The following is an 18083-nucleotide window of genomic DNA, read 5'->3' as shown; positions in this document are numbered from 1 at the left end:
CGACGATCATTACCCTGGAGGTATGGATCGCTTGGAGACGCGCGAGCTCGCCTACTTCGTCGCGGTGGCCGAGGAGCTGCACTTCGCCCGCGCTGCCGAACGGCTGGGCATCGCGGCACCGCCGCTGTCGCGCGCGATCGCCCGGCTCGAGCGGCGCATCGGTGTGCGGCTGTTCGACCGCACGAGCCGCCACGTCTCCCTCACCGAAGCCGGCGAGGTCTTCCTCGCCGAAAGCCGCTCGGCACTGGCCGCTGTGGACACCGCGGTGCGGCGAGCCCAACGCGCGGCCCGGCCGGCACGGCTCGTGGTCGCTGTGCGCTCCGGCACCGGCGCGGGCCTGCTGTCCGACCTGCTCGAGGCCTACGCGCACCGCCCCGCCACCGCGCCGGTCGAGCTGCTGTTCACCACCGACCAGACCCAAGCGCTGCGCGAAGGCACCGCCGACGTCGCGCTGCTCTGCGCGTCCTCCGACGCCACCGGCCTCACGACCACGGAGCTGGCCGTCGAATCCCCGGTCGCCCTCCTGCCCGCGTCCCACCCCCTCGCGACGCGCGCGGCCGTCCCCATCGAGGAGCTGCGCCGGGTCGACGCCTACCGCGCGACGTGCCCGCCGGTGTCGCTCGACGAGATCGTCGACCGCGTCGCGCTCGGCCAGCTCGTGGTGGTCGTCGGCGAGAGCGCCGCGAGCCGGATCGGCGACGCCGTGGTGGCCGTCCCGGTCGTCGGCCAGGCCAGTACGACGCTTCTGCTGGGCCGCGCCGCGGGCACCCCGACACCGGACCTGAAGGCCTTCGAACGCACCGCGAAGGACGTCGCCGCGCGCCGCCTCGCCACTGCCGGCACGGCGTAGCCCGAACACTCGAAGATCACCCCAAACCTTCCGGACCTGCGCTTATGCACGTTCGTCGCGAAATCCTTGACTTCAAATTGAGCAAGTGATTTAGTCAATTCACTCGCAGAACGGAGTCACCGATGACCGAAGCGCACCCGAAACACGGGCTGTCCGAACAGCTCGTGGACGGGCTGCTGGAGCTGATCGCCGACGAGCGACTGGCGCCGGGCGACAGCCTGCCGACCGTGCGCGTGCTGGCCGAGCGGTTCTCCGTGACCACGCCGACGATCCGGGAAGCGCTGCGCCGGCTGCAGACCACCGACGCGGTGCGCATGCGGCACGGCTCGGGCATCTACGTGGGCGACGGCATCCACCGCACGCTCATGCCGAACCCGAACTCCGCGCCGATGAAGGACGAGCTGATCCTCCAGCTCGTCGACGCGAGGCTCACGATCGAACCTGGCATCGCGGCGCTGACCGCGGTCAACCGCAGCGAGGAAAGCCTGCAGCGCCTGGAACTCGCGCTCGACACGGCCAAGCGCGACAAAACCGACCACCGGCCGCACCTGAATTTCCACCGCGAACTCGCCGGCGGTTCGGGCAACCAGGTGCTCTTCGAGGTCGTCGATTCACTGCTCGCCGCGCGTGGCCGGGAGCAGAAAGCCCTGCGCGCCCTCATCGAGGACCGCCGGCGCGACTACGAGGAGCACCTCGCCATCTTCGACGCCGTGCGCTCCGGCGACGCGGCCGCCGCGGAGGAACACACCCGCCACCACCTCGAACAACTCCGCACCGAAGTGGCCCGCCAGCTCGGGCGGGCCGAATGACCCGGAAAGACACCATGCCGATCGCACCACGTTCACACCGCCTCGCCGACCTCACCTGGCCCGAGATCGACGACTTGCGCCCGCACGCCCCCGTGGCGATCGTGCCGCTCGGAGCCACCGAGCAGCACGGCCACGGGCTCGCGCAGCGCACCGACACCACCCGGGCCGAGGTCGTCGCAGACCTTGTGGCGCAACACCTTTCGCCGAAGGTCGTGGTGACGCCGGTGATCCCCGTCGGGGTCTCCGAGCACCACATGGCCTTCCCCGGCACGCTCACGCTGTCGCCGATCACGCTGCAGCAGGTGATCGTGGAGCTCGTCACCAGCCTGCACCGCCACGGCTGGCGCAAGGTCTACGTGCTCACCGGCCACGGCGGCAACAACGCGACGGTCGAGGTCGCCGTCACGCGGCTGCGCACCGACCTGCCCGACCTGCACATCGCGTGGAGCGGGATCACGCCCGTGGTCTCGGACCTCGTGTCGAAGCTGTCCGAAAGCCGGATCGGCGGCCACTCCAGCGAAATCGAGACCTCACAGGCGATGTTCGCCGACCCGGACCTCGTGCTCCCCGAGCGGCTCACCCCCGGCAGCTCCACCTTCGACGACCTCGACCAGGCGGGCAAGCTCAGCCGCTCGCGGCCGGGGATCCACTTTCCACAGTCCTATCACGACCTGAGCAAGACCGGCACGCTCGGCGACGCCACGAAGTCGTCCGTCGACATCGGTGCTCGGCTGGTGGAAGCCACCGTCGAGCGCATCAGCGGCTTCCTGCAGGAGTTCCTCGACCTGCCGGAACGCCAGACCGCCCCCACCCTCACCCGCATTCCCCAGGAGACGCCATGACCGCCCCGACCCGACGCCGTCTCGGAGTGGCCACCCTCGTGCTCGCGGCCGGCCTCACGCTGACCGCCTGCGGTGGCAGCGACGACCAGGCCGCCAACCCGCTCGGCACCGCCACCCCCGGCAAGGTCCACTTCGCCTTCCGCTCCGACGACAAGCCGACGTCGTTCATCGACGGCGGCAAGCCCACCGGCTTCCTCATCGAACTCACGCAGGCGATGGCGCAGAAGATGAACTTGACCGCCGACTACACGGCGACCGACTTCGCAAGCATGCTGCCCAACATCCGCAACCACAAGTACGACTCCGCCGCGTTCGGCACGCTCGTCACACCGCCGCGCCAGGAGGTCACCGACTTCACCACCGCGGTGAACTACGGGCAGGCGCAGCTGATCTCCCGCAAGAGCGCGGCGCTGGCCACTGTGGACGCCTCGGGCGGCAAGACCATCGCGATCACCCGCGGCAGCGAGCTGATCCCGCTCGTGAAGAAGCGCGTGCCGACCGTGACGGTCAAGGAGTTCCCGAACATCGCGGCCAGCTCCAACGCGCTCACGGCCGGCCAGGTCGACGGGCTGTTCACCGGTGTCGCGACCACGAACGACCTCCTGGAGAAGCACCCCGACTACCAGGCCTCGCCGGCGATCACCAGCGGCATGACCGCGTTCCCCGTGGCCAAGGACAAGCCCGAGCTGAAGAAAGCGCTCGACGACGCGCTCAAGGCCGTGATCGCCGACGGCACGTACACGAAGCTGTTCGACAAGTGGAACCCCAAGGGCGTCGCGATCCCGTCGGACATGCTCAAGGCCTACCCCGGCATGCAGCAGCGCCCCGGCGTCACCGCTGCCGACGGGTCCTGAAAGGACAGTGCCATGGACGGTCTGAAACAAATCTGGGACACGTTCTTCGACCTCGACCTCATCGGCAGCACGCTCCCCACGCTGCTGAAGGAGGGGCTGCTGAACACGCTGTTCCTCACCGTGCTCGCGAGCGCGATCGGCCTCGTGGTCGGCATCTTCCTGGCCAGCGGCCTGATGTCGCGCTTCCGGGTGCTGCGCCTGCCGTGCCGCTGGTACGTCGACATCCTGCGCGGCCTGCCCCACATTCTGAGCATCTACCTCATCGGCCAGGGTCTGCCGCTGGCCGGGATCACGATGTTCGGCAACTGGACCTACGGCTACGCGGCGCTCGCGATCGGGCTCATGGAAGGCGCTTACATGGCGGAGATCTTCCGCTCGGGCTTCCAGAGCGTCGACAAGGGCATCGTCGAAGCGTCGCGCAGCCTCGGGATGTCGCACACGAAGACCATGCGGCTCATCGTGATCCCGATCGGTTTCCGCCGCGTGCTGCCGGCGCTCACCGGCCAGTTCATCCTGGTCATCAAGAGCACGGCACTGGTCTACCTGCTCGGCCTCGCCGCCGGGCAGCGGGAGATGTTCGCGATCGCCCAGGACACGTCCACCAACAACGCTTCGCTTTCACCGCTGGTCGCCGCTGGCCTGTTCTACCTCGCGATCACGGTGCCGCTCACCTACGTGGTGAACAAGTGGGACAAGCGGATGCGCGAAGGCCGGCCCGCCGCGGCGACCGCGCCGGCGGCCGTGCGCACCGAGGAGGCACTGGTATGACGCAGTCGAGCACCGCGGCGACAGCTTCGTCGTCGACCGCCCGAACCACCGGGACGACCGTCCGCTACGAGCACATCGACAAGACCTTCGGCAACACCCCGGTGCTGCACGACATCGTGCTCGAAGCCCCGGGCGGCACCACCACGTGCATCATCGGCCCGTCGGGCTCCGGCAAGTCGACGCTGCTGCGCTGCACCAACCTGCTGGAGATCCCGACGGCCGGGCGCATCTTCATCGGCGACCAGGCCATCACCGACAAGGGCGCCGACGTCGACCGCATCCGGACCCGCGTCGGCATGGTGTTCCAGAACTTCCACCTGTTCCCGCACCACACGGTGCTCGACAACGTGACGCTCGCCCAGCAGCAGGTGCTCGGCGTGTCTCGCGACGAAGCTGTGGAGACCGCACGGGCGAACCTCGCGGCGGTCGGGCTCGCGGCGTACGAGAACCGCCGGCCCTCCCAGCTCTCGGGCGGCCAGCAGCAGCGCGTGGCCATCGCGCGGTCGCTGGCGATGAACCCCGAGGTGATGTTGTTCGACGAAGCGACGTCCGCACTCGACCCCGAGCTCGTGAAAGGCGTGCTCGCCGTGATGCGCGACCTGGCTTCCCGCGGCATGACGATGATCGTGGTGACGCACGAGATGCGCTTCGCCCGTGAGGTCGCCGAGCAGGTCGTGTTCCTCGACCAAGGACGGCTCGTGGAAGCCGCCCACCCCACCGAGTTCTTCGAGTCCCCCCGCAGTGACCGGCTCCGGTCCTTCCTCGACGAGGTGCTCTGAATGAGATTCGCCAAGCTCGCCGCTGTCGCCGCGCTTGCGCTGACCGCCACGGCGGTCGTGCCGCAGACCGCGTCCGCGACCCCCTCCGTGCGCAACTACCCCAAGGTTTCGATGGGCTGCACCGCGCAGTCGACCTCGCTGCCGCTCGGGCAGACGGTCACGCAGACCATCACCTCCGGCGGGCTTTCCCGCGACTACCTGATCCACCTGCCCGCGAACTACCAGCCCGGCCACCCGAAGCCCGTGGTCATGGCGTTCCACGGCCGCAAGGGCGACGGCAGCGACATCGAAGAGTTCTCCGGCATCGACGGACTCGACACCATCGCCGTCTACCCGGTGGGCGCCAAGGGTCTCGACGACCAGCGCGCCTGGCAGAGCGCCCCGTACGCCGCGGAAGGCGTCGACGACGTCCGCTTCGTCGGCGACCTGCTCGACCACCTGCAGGCGACGCTGTGCGTGGACCCGCTGCGCATCTTCGCCACCGGCAAGTCCAACGGCGCCGGCTTCGTGTCGCTGCTGGCCTGCCAGCTGCCGATGCGCATCGCCGCCTTCGCAACGATCGCCGGCGCGTTCTACCCGGGCACCACGGTGGGCTGCTCGTCGAGCGTCCCCGCCCCGATCGTCGACTTCCACGGCACCGCCGACCCAACGATCGAGTACAACGGCGGCACCAGCCACAGCGAGCCCATCCCCTACCTCATGGACTGGGCCCAGAACTGGGCGAACCACAACCACTGCGCCGCGACGCCCGTCGAGACCCCGATCGGCTCCGACGTGATCCAGTTCTCGTGGCAGAACTGCGCCGTCAACGCCTCGGTCACCCACTACCGCATCCTCGGCGCCGGCCACACCTGGCCCGGCGAGCTCGTGGACAGCGGCCCGGGCTCGGCTACGCAGACGGTGAAGGCCCAGGACGTGATCTGGAGCTTCTTCAACAGCCACACATTGGGTTCGGGTTTGTTCCGCTGATCCCTCGGTGATGTCCGGCCGGGCGCGCAACTGCGCCCGGCCGGGCATTTCTTTTGTCCGGACCATTGTCGCCGGGGTCGCTTGCCGGTCAGATCTCTTTGGCTCGTCGCACAAGTCAAAGAGGGGAACAGTCATGGGTTCGGACTACCAGATGAGACGCCGCCGAGCGCTACAGGCGTTCGGGGTCACGGGGGCGGCCACGCTGGCGGCCATGTACACCGCCGATCCGGTACTCGGTGCAACGTTGGGCTACGACGAGAAGATCGGCGTCGACCCGGCCACGTACACCGCGCCCACGGGCGTGGCGCAGGACAGCCCCGGCAAAACGACCGCGCTGAACTGGCTCCGGGACAACGCGAGCGCGGTGACCGGCCTGTCGGACAAGGTCTGGTCCCACGCCGAGCTGTCGCTGCGCGAGTGGAACTCCGCACTCGACTCGGCGGAGCTGCTGCGGCGCAACGGCTTCACGATCGAATGGGGCGCCGGCGGCTTCCCCGCCGCGTTCGTGGCCACCTACGGCTCCGGCAAGCCCATCCTCGGCTTCAACGCCGAATACGACGCGCTACCAGGCCTTTCGCAGAAGACCGGCGTCTCGACGCACGACCCGCTCGTCTACAACTACGACGCCTACGGCCCCACCTACGGCGCCGGCCACGGCGACGCCCACAACACCCTCGGCGCCGGGTCGATCGGTGCCGCCATCGCCGTGAGCAAGGCCATGAAGCAGAACGGGCTCGTCGCCACGCTCAAGGTGTTCGGCGCGAGCGGCGAGGAACAGCTGGTCGGCAAGCCGTACAGTGCGAAAGCCGGGCTCTACGAGGGCCTCGACGGGTACCTCGACTGGCACCCGTTCACCGTCACCCGCGCCGACTGGGGCACCACGTCGGCCCTCATGTCGGCCACGTTCACCTTCCTCGGCGCCGCCGGCCACGGCGCGACGCCGCTGGGCAACAAGAGCGGCCTCGACGGCGCGCTGCTGATGGCGACGATGAGCGAGTTCCTGCGCGAGAAGAACGTCGCGGCGTCCGGGCGCTTCCACTACGCCATCATCAACGGCGGTGGCGCCCCCAACGTGACGCCGGACATGTGCTCGATCTGGTTCTTCGTGCGCGAAGGCAGCCCGGCTCGCGCGCAGGTGCTCTACGACAAGATCGTGGCCTGCGCCAACGCCGCCGCGCAGGCGAGCCAGACGAAGCTGATCCACAAGTTCCACTCCGGCACGTGGAACTCGCTGGGCAACAAGGTCGCGGCCGAGGTCCTCAACGACAACATGGCCAAGATCGGCCCGCCGCAGTTCACCGCCGCCGACCACGAACTGGCGAAAGCCCTGCAGCGCTCGCTCGGCAAGCCCGAGATCGGCATGCCCACCGAACTCGTGCCGCTCACCGCACCCGACCCGATGTTCCTCGGCGGCCCGTCCGTCGACACCGCCGACGTGAGCTGGCGGACCCCGAAGGTCACCGCGCTCATCGCCACGTTCCCACCGGGCCTGCCCAACCACAACTGGGGTGTCACGGCCACAGCGGCCACCAACATCGGCCACCAGGCCGCGCTCTCTGCCGCGAAGTACCTCGCCGCGACGGCCGTCGACCTCATCACGCAGCCCGAACTGCTCCGGCGCATGCAGCAGGAGTTCGCCGAACGCACGCGCGACGCGAACTGGAAGAGCATGATCCCGGACGGCGTCCAACCGCCGATGTACGAACCGCCCGCCGACTTCCTCGCCAAGACCGGGCAGAAGTTCCCGCCGCCGGGGATCACGTGGCCGGTGCCGGAAGTGGTGGCGCAGGAACAACTCGGCACCACGGGCCCGGCCCTCCCGCCGCAAGTCTGACGGTCGCGTCCGGCGCCCTGCGGCAGCCGCCGCTCCCCAGGGTTGAGGCGTGGTGGTGGACTGAGCCGCGACACCTTCGCCGCCTCGGCTCAGTCCACCATCAGCTCCCGCACCATGGGCGCCACGCGCGTGCCGTACAGCTCGATGTTGCGCAGCACCGAGCCGCGCGGCAGGCCGGCCAGCCCGTACTTGAGGTCGAACCGCGTGGCCCCCACCGTCTTGAGCGACGCGGCGATCTTGCGCGCCACCGTCTCCGGCGAGCCGACGTGCCAGGCGCCGCGTTCGGAGACCTCCTCCAGGAACTGCTCCCGCGACGGCGGCCGGAACCCCCGCTCGCGCGCGACGCGGGTGAGCACGTCGACGTAGTGCGGGTACAGCTCCTCCATCGCGTCCTCGTCGCTGTCGGCGATGTGGCCGGGCATGTGCAGCCCGATCGCCTTCTGCGGTTTGTCCAGGCGGCGCTGCACGTCGCGGAACAGGTCGGCGAACGGCTTGAACCGCGCGGCCGGGCCGCCGATGATCGCGAGCATCAGCGACATCCCGTACTTCGCCGTCCGCAGCACGGACTCAGGGCTGCCGCCGACGCCGATCCACGCCGGGATCGGGCCCGTCTCCGTGTGCGGCACCACTTCCTGCCCGCTCAACGAGGGCCGCAGCCGCCCGGACCAGGTCACGGGCTTCTCCTCCAGCAAGCGGGAGAACAGGTCCACCTTCTCGTCGAACAGCTCGTCGTAGTCGCCGAGGTCGTAGCCGAACAGCGGGAACGACTCAGTGCTCGACCCGCGCCCCAGGATCACCTCCGCCCGCCCGTGCGAGAGCGCGTCGAGCGTCGAGTAGCGCTGGAAGACGCGCACGGGGTCGTCGGAGCTCAGCACCGTGACGGCGGAGCCCAGCCGGATGCGCGACGTGCGCGACGCCACCGCCGCCAGCACCACGTCGGGCGCCGAGAGCGGCATGTCCACCGTGTGGTGCTCGCCGATGCCGAAGAAGTCGAGGCCCACGTGGTCGGCGAGCACGCCGTGCTCCACCAGGCCGCGGATGGTCTCGGCGTGGCTGACGGGCGTGCCGCCGTCGTCGGAAAGCACGTCCCCGAACGTGTCGAGTCCGAGGGTGACCGAATACTTCGTCATGCCCCGATGTTGTAACCACCACGGCAACCGCACCTCGCCACGCGCTGGGTACCCACACGAGGGGACGGCAGCGGGCGCACTACCGGAGCAGAATTGACTCAGCAGACACCACCGCGGGATCGCGCCGGCTTCTGGACTGAGCGGTTTTCGCGCGGCCCCTGGGCCGCGCGAAAATCGGGAGGGAAGAGGCCGGCTTGAAGCGATCTCGCACGCCTAGGCGGAGCCTAGGCAGAGATTTCAGCCAGCTCGTTCTTCCCGAAGTCCTCCACGTCTTCCAAGTAGTGCAGGAAACCGAGCAGCAGCAGGTTCGCGCCGCGCTTCTTGTATTCGATCGCTCGGTCGGCGATGTGTTCCGGCGTGCCGATGAGCTGGGTGCGGAAACCGTCGTTGTACTGCACGAGATCCTTGAACTCGGAGTCGGCCCACATGCCTTTGTTGTCCGCCGTGGACTTCCCGGCCTGCGCGACAGCGGAACGGAATCCTTCGACAGCCGGCCGGTTGGCCTTCTCGATGATCTCGCGCAGCACGGCTTCGGCCTCGGCGGCGGATTCGCGGGCGATGACGAACCCGTTGAGTCCGAAGCGGACAGTGCGGCCGTTCGCGATGGCGCGGACGTCTTCGACTTGTTCGGTGAAACCGTTGTAGTCCTTGCCGTTGCTGAAGTACCAGTCGGACACCCGACCGGCGACCTTGCGGGCGGCCGTGGAGTTGCCGCCCTGGAAGATCTCCGGGTGCGGGCGGCCGGGGGAGACCTCGGGCTTGGGCTTGATGTCGAAGTCGTGGATGCGGTAGAAGTCGCCGCCGAACTCGGCGTGGTCGTTCGTCCAGAGTTCGCGCACGGCGGTGATGAACTCCTCCGTGCGGCGGTAGCGCTCGTCGTGTTCGAGCCACGGTTCGCCCAGCTTGGTGAACTCGTCCTTGAACCAGCCGCTGACAACGTTGATGGCCGCGCGCCCGCCGGAGATCACGTCGGCGCTCGCGACGAACTTCGCGAGCACACCCGGGTGCCACAGGCCGGGGTGGATCGCGGCGATCACCTTGAGACGCTGCGTCGCCAGCAGCAGCGCTAGGCTGAAGCCGGTCGATTCGTCCTGGTAGGAGGCGCCGTCGGCCCTGAGCAGCGTCAACGCAGGTCCAGGGCGTGAGATCATCCACAAAGGACATTGCGCTGATCGACTTGAACCGGTTGTGGGCGGGGCCCGTACTCCCCTTTGCGAAGGGAGCTGGTGGCCGTGGACCTGATCAACGTCGTGGAACTCGTGGCGCTGGCGGTGATCGTGACGCTCGGCGTCGTCGAACTGCTCGCCCCGCCGCGCGCCCGTCCGGCGGTGCGCGGGTACGATTCCGGGGCGGACGAGTTGGCTGGACGGTCGCGAATCGGGGTGACCCGGTCCGAGGAAAGTCCGGACTCCGCAGGGCAGGGTGGTTGCTAACGGCAACCCGGGGCGACCCGCGGGACAGTGCCACAGAAAACAGACCGCCCCCGTCTCCGGACGGGGGTAAGGGTGAAACGGTGGTGTAAGAGACCACCAGCACCCCGGGTGACCGGGGTGGCTAGGTAAACCCCACCCGGAGCAAGGCCAAGAGGGAGCTGCCGCTCCTGCGCAGGCGCTTGAGGACGGCCCGTCCGATGCCTGCGGGTAGGCCGCTGGAGCCTGCCGGCAACGGCAGGCCGAGATGGATGACCGTCGCCCGACCGGCCGCGAGGCCGCGCCGGGCACAGGATCCGGCTTACACGCCAACTCGTCCGCCCTGCTTTGGGGCTTCTGCCGTCCCGGGCACCTGCTTCGGCCCCGCTACCACAGCTTTGGCCGCCCCCGTGCGCGCCGACTTCGGCCGACGCTGCCCCTGGCCACGTTGCGTGTGCGGGCTCCGCACACGGCACCATGCCCGGCGCAATTCAGCCGCGGCACACCTCTCTCCATCACCACCCGATCGGGCTGTGGACAACTACCCTGACCTGCGCGAATTCCCCCAGAACTGTCGGGGGTGCCCGATAGACTGGGCATGGGACGCCCCCCGAGGAGGGCGGGGGTGTGTCCGGCGGGGCGGTGCTTGCCAAGAACCCGCCCCCAACCCCAAGACACCAACACCTACCGCCCGGTAGCATCCCGCCCATGGGCGAAGCAGCCGAAGCGGCGAAGAAGTTCAAGGGCACCTTCGACACCCTCCACTCCCTGATCTACTTCGTCCCCGAAGCCGAAGAGCACCTCACCGCCGCGGGGCTCCGGCCCGGGCGCATGACGTACTTCGCCAGCCGTTCGGCGCCGATGGGCGCGGTCAAAGCCGACGTGGTGGCCGCGACGTTCTACAACTTCAACCCCGAGATCGTCGAACGCCACATCCCGCGCGCCTGGACCCTCGCCACACCCGAACAAATCATCGAAGCCCGCTTCACCGCCGTCGACGCCGCCCTCAGCCGGCTCCTCGGCGACGAGATCCACGCCGAAGCCACCGCCGAAGCCGCCGAGCTCGCGCGCGAAGCCACGGACGGCTGCGGCCCGGAAGGCCGAGCCCTCTACGCCGGCCACGCGAGCCTCGCCTGGCCCGAAAAGCCGCACCTCGTCCTCTGGCACGCCCTCACGCTCCTGCGCGAGCACCGCGGCGACGCCCACGTCGCCGCCCTCATGCTCCACGGCCTCGACGGCCTGGCCGCCCTCGTCACGCACGTCGCGAGCGGCGCCGGCTTCACGCCCGACATGGCCAAGAGCACGCGCGGCTGGAGCGATGAGCAGTGGGACGCCGAGGTCGCCCGCCTGGCGAGCCAAGGCGTCATCGGCCCCGACGGCGACCTCACGGACAAGGGCGCCGACCTCCGTGAGCGGGTCGAGGCCGCCACGAACGCCGCCTCCGAAGACCCCTGGCGGCACCTGGGTGAGGAAAAATCCGCCCGTCTCGCCGAGCTGTGTCGGCCGCTGAGCCGTGCCGTCGTCAAGGCCGGCGCGTTTCCGCGAGCGGTGACCTCTTCCCGATAAGGCACCTCTCGTGCCCGATGTCCGGCATCACGCTATGTAGTGAAAATCCCGGCCTGACTTGCGCGTATCGTGACAAGCGCCTCACTGCTCCCGGCGACCCTGGGGCAGCGTGGTGGTGACACTGCGGGCTCACTCGGAGAGGCCGAATGGGGCATGCCACACTGGCTCCGGCCGGATATCGACCACTTGCGAAGTACCGAGAGTGAGCAAAACACTCCCAGCAGGGTGAGTTCGTGAGTCCACTGCGAAATCCGGGTGGCCGGGGTTAATCCCAAGCACCCTTGCCCCCATGATGGAGGGCGAGGAATTCTGACCAGACGACCCCAGCCCCATCCGTGTCCACAAGTCGACATTTACACAGCGCGCTTTGACCACTACCCCTTGTGACGCCATGATGTTGTTCAAGGCTTCGCCGAAGCCAGAAGCGCGCGGGACCGTCCGCGCACCGGGAGTATCGCGATGACCACCATGACCACGCTCGAGACGCTGGCTGCCGGCGAACTCGGCACCGGAAACGTCCGAAACTGGTTGCTCGACAACGTCGTCCCCCTGGTGTTGCTGGCCGTCGCGCTCCTGTTGCTCTGGCTCGGTGGCGGCAAGGGTGACAACGCCGGTGTCATGCGCAGGCTCGCCGGTGTCGTCATCGCGCTCGCCATCATCGGACTCGCGGTCAGTGGCGCCGGCGTCAACGTGGGCCAGTGGATCGCCGGCCTGTTCACGGGCTGAGGCGGAGCAGGCGTGCGCATCAGGACGGATGACGAGGTCTACCGGGTCGACGCCGTCTGGCTCGGCCCGCCGAAGGCGACTTTTCCCTGGAGAGCCCGCTACGTAGCGTGGCTCATCGGCATACCCATCTTCCTGGTCGTGCTCACCATCGAACGGTGGGCCGGCTGGAGCTTCGGATTCTTCTCCACGGCGTGGGCGTTCGTGGCCACGATCGTGATCACCCGGCTGATCACCGCCAAGATCAGCCACGAGCGCCCGCTGGGCGCGGTGATCGGGATGGCCGGCCGCGAGCTCAACACACCGCGTGAGAAGCCCGCGGGCACGGGCGGCGCCGTCAGCGCCAGCCGCATCCGCGTGCGGGCCGAGCGCCCGTTGCCGAAGCACAAGAGGAGGCGGCAGTACCGGCACCACGGCTACGGCCAGGGCACCGGGGTTTCGGCCGGAGCACAGGGAGCACCACGAGCGCGCCGGAGCCGCCCCGCGGCTCGGGCCGGGAGGTAGTCGTTGTTCGGTCGCGGCGGAAGCCGAGGAAAGCGGGATCGAAGCGTGCCCACGGGCGCCTGGGAAACCCCGCAGCAGGTCCGGCAACCCTCGCCGAGGAACAACTCCTCGGCGGGCAAGAGGCTGCCCGGTGAGCAGGCCATACCCGCGTACACGCCATCGATCGCGGCGCGCAGCATCGACGGGCACCTGCTGCGCACCGGGCACGAGGTGTACGCCTGGTACCGGCTCGCGCCCCAACGGTGGTCGTTCCGCTCCGACTCCCAGCGCCGCGACCTGATCGCGGCCATCGCGGGCCAGTACGCGGAGCTGCAGGGCCGCTGGCTGCACCTGCGCGTGACCAACCGGCCGTATCCGATCCGCATGTGGGCCGAGGCCCACGTGCACAACGCCGTCGGCCGGCCCCAGGACGTGCCGGGCGCCCTTTCCTTCGACGACTACCTGATCGGCGAGCAGCAGCAGCTGATGGGCCGTTCGATGGCCGAAAAAGAGGTCTACCTCGGCGTCCAGGTGCAGACCCGGCGCATGGTCGACCGCGCCGTCGAACGCGCCGCCCCCGTGCTGCGCAAGATCCTGCCCGAGGCCGTCGACGCCGAGCTGGTGGCGCTCGACTCCGAGGTCGAGCACCTCGACCAGGTCATCGGCACCGCCGGGCTCGAAGGCCGTCCGGTGCACGCCGAGGAGATGTCCTGGCTGATGCACCGCTCGTGCTCGCTGGGCCTGCCCGCGCCGCGCAACATGCCGGCCGTGCCGGGCGCTGCGTGGGAGCCCGAGGACCTCGCCAGCTTCACCGACGCAGCCGACTTCCACGCCGACCCGTACGCGCCCACGGTCACCGTCCGTGGCCGCACGGGGTCCAACGCCGGCGTGTCGCGGCACCTTGCCGTGCTCACCGTCGGCCAGATGCACGGCCTGCAGATCCCCGAGGTCGACGACCCGTGGATCCAGCACGCCGACCGCCTGCCCGCTGCCGTCGAGGTGTCCGCGCGCATCTACGTGCGCCGGCCCGAAGAGGTCGCGGGTGAGCTGCAGCGCCAGATGAACAAAGTGCGCTCACAGGTCAAGCACTACACCGACGAGCACGAGCTGGAGCCGCCGCAATCGCTTGCGCGCCAGGCCGGGCGCGTGCTGGAGATCGACGACGAGATGACGTCGGGCTTCACCGCGCTGGCCACCCGCGTGCGCTCGTGGTGGCGCCTGGCCGTCTCCGGCCCGACGGAGCGCGACGCGCTGCGCCTGGCCCAGCAGCTGCTCGACCTGTACAAGCCGAAGGTCGCGATCGAGCACCCCGAGGCCCAGTACGCGATGGCGCGGGAGTTCATCCCGGGCGAGCCGCTGGCGTCGGCGGCGTACATGCGCCGCGGCTCGGTGGTGTGGACGGCGTCGTCCGTGCCGACGGCCACCGCGGAGGTCGGCGACCGGCGCGGCATCCTGCTCGGCGAGACGGTGACCGCGACCCGGCGGCCGGTCGCGTGGGATCCGTGGATGGCGCAGGAGATCCGCGACGGCTCGGGCCTCACCGCGATGGTGGCCGGCCTGGGTGGCGGCAAGTCGTTCCTCGGCGGCGGCATCGTCTACAAGACGCTGCGCGCCGGGGCGCACTGGACGATCCTCGACCCGTCGGGACCGCTGGCGCGGCTGTGCGACCTGCCGGAGCTGCGGCCGTACGCGCGGCCGATCAACCTGCTCAACGCGCAGCCCGGCATCCTCAACCCGTACCGCGTGGTCGCCGACCCGCTGCTCGAGCACTTCATGGACGAGGACGACCCGGAACGCTCGTGGCGGCGCGAAAAGGCGCTCGCCGGCGCGACCCGGCGCCGGCTGGTACTCGACGTGCTCACGGGCGTGCTGCCGTACGAGGTGTCGCGCATGGCGCAGACGCGGATCGTGCTGCTGCGCGCCGTCCGCGCCGTCGGCGGTCGCTTCGACGCCGACCCGGGCCAGGTCATCGACGCGCTGCGCCGCGACTCGAGCGAGCACCACGAGCACGCCGTCGTGGTCGCCGACTTCCTCGACGAGATGCGCGAACGCATGGCGCTGCTCATCCCGGAACGCGGCGCCGACCCGTACTCCGAGACGCGCGACGACCGCATGACCGTGCTGACCATGGCGGGCCTGACCCTGCCCAAGGACGGCGTGCCGCGCGAGTACTGGACCGACGCGGAGTCGCTCGGCGTCGAGATGCTGAACCTCGCGGCGTGGCTCACGCAGCGGTCGGTGTACGAGAAGCCGAAGGAACAGCGCAAGGGCGTCTGGATCGACGAGGCGTTCTTCCTCTCCGAGGTCCCGACCGGCCGCGTGCTGATGAACCGCTTCGCGCGTGACTCGCGAAAGTGGAACGTCCGCGTGCTGCTGTCCTCGCAGATCCCGGCCGACTTCCTGAAGATCCAGGGATTCGTCGCCCTGCTCGACTCGGTCTTCGTCGGCCGCCTCGACGACGACGACGCCCAGGCCGACGCCCTGCGCCTGCTCAAGGTTCCCGTCGGCGTCGGCTACGAACAGGTCGTCGCCGCGTTGGGCCGCCGCCCCGGCGCGCAACGCGGCACGGAACGCGACGTGGAACCCCGCCAGTTCATCTTCGGCGACGGCGCCGGCGGCGTGGAACGCATCCGCGTCGACTTCTCCGGCCCCCACCTCGACCAGCTGCGCTCGGTCATGGACACCACCCCGGGTTCCCCCGACGCGCGCACCAAGCCGGGCGCGGCCCTCGTGCGACCCCACGAGGAAGCGCCCGCCCCCTACGTCCCCACCCCACCGGAGGACGACGAGCTGGAACACGACTTCGAGCTCCAGGCCGAGCTCGAAGTCGGCCTTACCGACGAGCAGCTCCTCGGCTCGCCGGACCCGCTCGCGTCCGAGACCGGCGAGGTGGAGGGTGCAGTGCACAACGGAAACGGACAACCTGCCAACGGACACTCCCCCGACCGGCACGCCCGGGCCGGCGGCAAGGGTGGTACCGGCAGGGATGCCGCGTGAACACAGTCTGGACGCTGGCGTTCGTCCTGTCGTTCGCCGCTGGCTGGCACGCGCTGAAGCGGCGCATCAGGGAAGGTCCGAAACCCGGCCGGCGGCAGCCGAGCCGGCGGGCGGCCATGCTCGCCGTGATCACGATCCTCGGCTTGCAGACGGTGCTCATGGCGCCGTCGGCCAACGCCGCGGCCTGCGGTGAGTCACCGAACCCCGAGCGGCCCGGCTCGGGCATGGTCGGCGCGATTGACCCGCCGGAAGGCCACGGCGAGCCCGGCAGCGCGTACATCGACTACAGCTACGCGGGCATGGTCTGGAACACCTACCAGACCAACTGCACGGCGCTGTCCGCCATCGCCTCGCCCAGTTCCACGATCGACACGTGGGCGGGCAACCAGCTGTTCAACGTCGGCAAGAACATCGTCGGCGCCACCAACTCGCTGCACTACACCGTGCTCGAGGGCGGGCTGCTGAACCCGATCTACAACGCGGTGAAATCGGGCGCGGAGAAGGTTTACAACAACATCTACGCGCAGCTGTTCGGGCTCGTCGCACTGATCCTGTCGATCATGCTGTTCCGCCAGATCTGGCGGGGTGACCTCGCGGCGGTGAGCAAACGGGCGTTGTACGCGCTCGCGGGGGTGTGGCTCGCGGCGTCGTCGCTGGCGATGCTGCGGTACTTCGACCCGATCGACAAAGCGATCGTCCAGACCACCACGAACATCCAGGCGGGCTTCGTCGACGAGAGCTCCGACCGGATCGTGCGCGACATCCTGCCCACGAACCTGCACACCCAGATCGTCTACGACAACTGGCTGCGCGGGGAGTTCGGTTCGCCGACCGCGCCGCAAGCCGACCAGTTCGGCAAACCGCTGCTTGACGCGCAGGCGTTCACCCGCGACCAGCTCGTGAACGGCGACGACGGCAAACAAAACGTCGTCGACGCCAAAAAGGCTGCCTTCAAAGACATCTCCGGCAAGCTCGGCCCCGCCACCGGCTACTTCACCGGCGAATCCGGCGGCCGCACCGGCGCTGGGTTCCTGGCGCTGGGCCAGAGCATCGTCTACTCGCTGTTCCAGTTGCTGGCCAAGGCTTCCGTGCTCCTCGCACAGGTCTTGATCCGCCTGTTCACGCTCACCGCACCGCTCATCGGCCTCGTCGCGCTGCTGCACCCGGACATCCTGCGCCGCGTGCTGAAGGTGGCCGGCGGGATCGCGTTCAACCTGGTCGTGCTGTCGGTGCTCGCGGGTGTGCACGCGCTGCTGCTGCAGGCGATCTTCGACGCCGGCAGCTCGCTCAACCTGCTCACGCAGATGGTGCTCGGCGGCCTGATCACGGTGCTGCTGTTCCTCGTCGGACGGCCGGTGCGGCGGCTGTGGCAGATGGTCGAGATGTCCGTCAACGTCGTGGGTGCCGCGGTGCCTTCGCCCAACGGCGGCATTTTCTCCCGCTTTCGCAAGAAGGCCGGTCCTTCGCCGCAGGACGAGTTCTGGCAGAACGTGCGCGACACCGACGACGTGGTCGACGGCGAAGCGCGCGGTCCGATGGGCGCGACCGTCGGCGGCGGGCGCTACCGGCCGGAGGCCGCGGTCTTCGCCAGCGCCCAGCGGCTCGACAACGGTTCCCGCTCCGCGCGTCCGGCCGCCGCTTGGTCGGGTGCGCCGTGGCCCGGCGCCGTCGGGTCGGCCGGCGAGCGCGCCGCGCTGACCTCGGGCGGCGGTGGAGCGCCGGTGTTCTCGCAGTACAACCCGGTCACGGGCGAGCCGGGCGACTATGTCGGCGGCCGCCGCGTGCCGATGCAGGAAAGCCGGCGCGTCGACACGTCGCCGGTGGCCGACCGGCGTTGGAGCGACGAGCAGGAGCCGGTTGTCGTCCCGTCGCGGATGGGCTCGTCGGACCGCGGCTACGCCTCGCCGGAGTCGATTCCGGAGCAGGCAGGCGTCTACACGCCGCCGGGCATCCGCGCGCAGCCGCGCCGGGTCGACCCGGAAGTGGTCGCGGGCAAGCCCGTTTTCGTGCTGTACCGGCCTTCCCGTGGCATCGAGGTCCGCGACACCGACCAGCTCATGGGGCGGTGAC

15 protein-coding genes and 1 other RNA gene are annotated in these 18083 nt (G+C 69.5%); 14 read left to right on the top strand and 2 right to left on the bottom strand.

The window, feature by feature from the left end; genetic code table 11:
• The first annotated feature begins 22 nt into the window (after positions 1-22).
• From ABZU76_RS20520 to ABZU76_RS20485, 8 genes are all read left to right on the top strand, one after another.
• Entirely contained in the window at positions 23-850 is an 828-nt protein-coding gene (locus tag ABZU76_RS20520; RefSeq protein ID WP_354871729.1) for a LysR family transcriptional regulator, read from the top strand.
• Between the two features lie 122 nt (positions 851-972).
• On the top strand, positions 973-1659 hold the full coding sequence (locus tag ABZU76_RS20515; RefSeq protein WP_354871726.1) for an FCD domain-containing protein: 687 nt from the start codon (positions 973-975) through the stop codon (positions 1657-1659).
• A 14-nt stretch (positions 1660-1673) separates the two neighbouring features.
• Complete coding sequence (locus ABZU76_RS20510; RefSeq protein WP_354871725.1) at positions 1674-2501, top strand: creatininase family protein; 828 nt, start codon at positions 1674-1676, stop codon at positions 2499-2501.
• Positions 2498-3355 carry a transporter substrate-binding domain-containing protein gene (locus ABZU76_RS20505; RefSeq protein WP_354871722.1) on the top strand — a complete coding sequence of 286 codons (858 nt, stop codon included), beginning with the start codon at positions 2498-2500 and terminating at the stop codon, positions 3353-3355. Before ABZU76_RS20510 ends, ABZU76_RS20505 begins: the two co-directional genes overlap by 4 nt.
• 12 nt (positions 3356-3367) lie before the next feature.
• Positions 3368-4123: an amino acid ABC transporter permease gene (locus ABZU76_RS20500; protein WP_354871719.1), complete on the top strand. Its 756-nt coding sequence runs from the start codon at positions 3368-3370 to the stop codon at positions 4121-4123.
• Positions 4120-4902 (top strand): amino acid ABC transporter ATP-binding protein, encoded by a 783-nt coding sequence (locus tag ABZU76_RS20495; protein WP_354871716.1) that lies wholly within the window; start codon positions 4120-4122, stop codon positions 4900-4902. Before ABZU76_RS20500 ends, ABZU76_RS20495 begins: the two co-directional genes overlap by 4 nt.
• Positions 4903-5871 (top strand): PHB depolymerase family esterase, encoded by a 969-nt coding sequence (locus tag ABZU76_RS20490; RefSeq protein WP_354871714.1) that lies wholly within the window; start codon positions 4903-4905, stop codon positions 5869-5871.
• A 133-nt stretch (positions 5872-6004) separates the two neighbouring features.
• Entirely contained in the window at positions 6005-7705 is a 1701-nt protein-coding gene (locus ABZU76_RS20485; protein WP_354871712.1) for a hypothetical protein, read from the top strand.
• 89 nt (positions 7706-7794) lie between these two features.
• On the opposite strand, the gene ABZU76_RS20480 is transcribed toward ABZU76_RS20485, so the two are convergent.
• Both ABZU76_RS20480 and sfnG read right to left on the bottom strand, forming a co-directional pair.
• Positions 7795-8835 (bottom strand): Atu2307/SP_0267 family LLM class monooxygenase, encoded by a 1041-nt coding sequence (locus ABZU76_RS20480; protein WP_354871710.1) that lies wholly within the window; start codon positions 8833-8835, stop codon positions 7795-7797.
• A 224-nt stretch (positions 8836-9059) separates the two neighbouring features.
• Complete coding sequence (gene sfnG, locus ABZU76_RS20475; protein WP_354871707.1) at positions 9060-9986, bottom strand: dimethylsulfone monooxygenase SfnG; 927 nt, start codon at positions 9984-9986, stop codon at positions 9060-9062.
• A 203-nt stretch (positions 9987-10189) separates the two neighbouring features.
• Between sfnG and rnpB the strand changes: the two genes are divergently transcribed.
• The 6 genes from rnpB to ABZU76_RS20445 all read left to right on the top strand — a co-directional run bounded on the left by rnpB (position 10190) and on the right by ABZU76_RS20445 (position 18082).
• Positions 10190-10585: RNase P RNA component class A (rnpB, locus tag ABZU76_RS20470), an RNA gene on the top strand.
• 367 nt (positions 10586-10952) lie between these two features.
• Complete coding sequence (locus ABZU76_RS20465) at positions 10953-11810, top strand: hypothetical protein (protein WP_354871705.1); 858 nt, start codon at positions 10953-10955, stop codon at positions 11808-11810.
• Positions 11811-12269: 459 nt separating this feature from the next.
• Positions 12270-12536 carry a hypothetical protein gene (locus ABZU76_RS20460; protein WP_220246511.1) on the top strand — a complete coding sequence of 89 codons (267 nt, stop codon included), beginning with the start codon at positions 12270-12272 and terminating at the stop codon, positions 12534-12536.
• A 12-nt stretch (positions 12537-12548) separates the two neighbouring features.
• On the top strand, positions 12549-13037 hold the full coding sequence (locus tag ABZU76_RS20455; RefSeq protein ID WP_220246512.1) for a hypothetical protein: 489 nt from the start codon (positions 12549-12551) through the stop codon (positions 13035-13037).
• Between the two features lie 3 nt (positions 13038-13040).
• Positions 13041-16013 carry an ATP-binding protein gene (locus ABZU76_RS20450; RefSeq protein WP_220246513.1) on the top strand — a complete coding sequence of 991 codons (2973 nt, stop codon included), beginning with the start codon at positions 13041-13043 and terminating at the stop codon, positions 16011-16013.
• A complete protein-coding gene (locus ABZU76_RS20445) occupies positions 16010-18082 on the top strand; it encodes a magnesium transporter (RefSeq protein WP_354871702.1) in 2073 nt (690 codons plus the stop codon). Before ABZU76_RS20450 ends, ABZU76_RS20445 begins: the two co-directional genes overlap by 4 nt.
• The last annotated feature ends 1 nt before the right edge of the window (position 18083 follow it).

Origin of the sequence: Amycolatopsis sp. NPDC005232 (assembly GCF_040607795.1) — a bacterium.
GTDB lineage: Bacteria > Actinomycetota > Actinomycetes > Mycobacteriales > Pseudonocardiaceae > Amycolatopsis.
The sequence above is the reverse complement of the archived record's forward strand: the minus strand, read 5'-3'. Positions and strand labels throughout refer to the sequence as shown.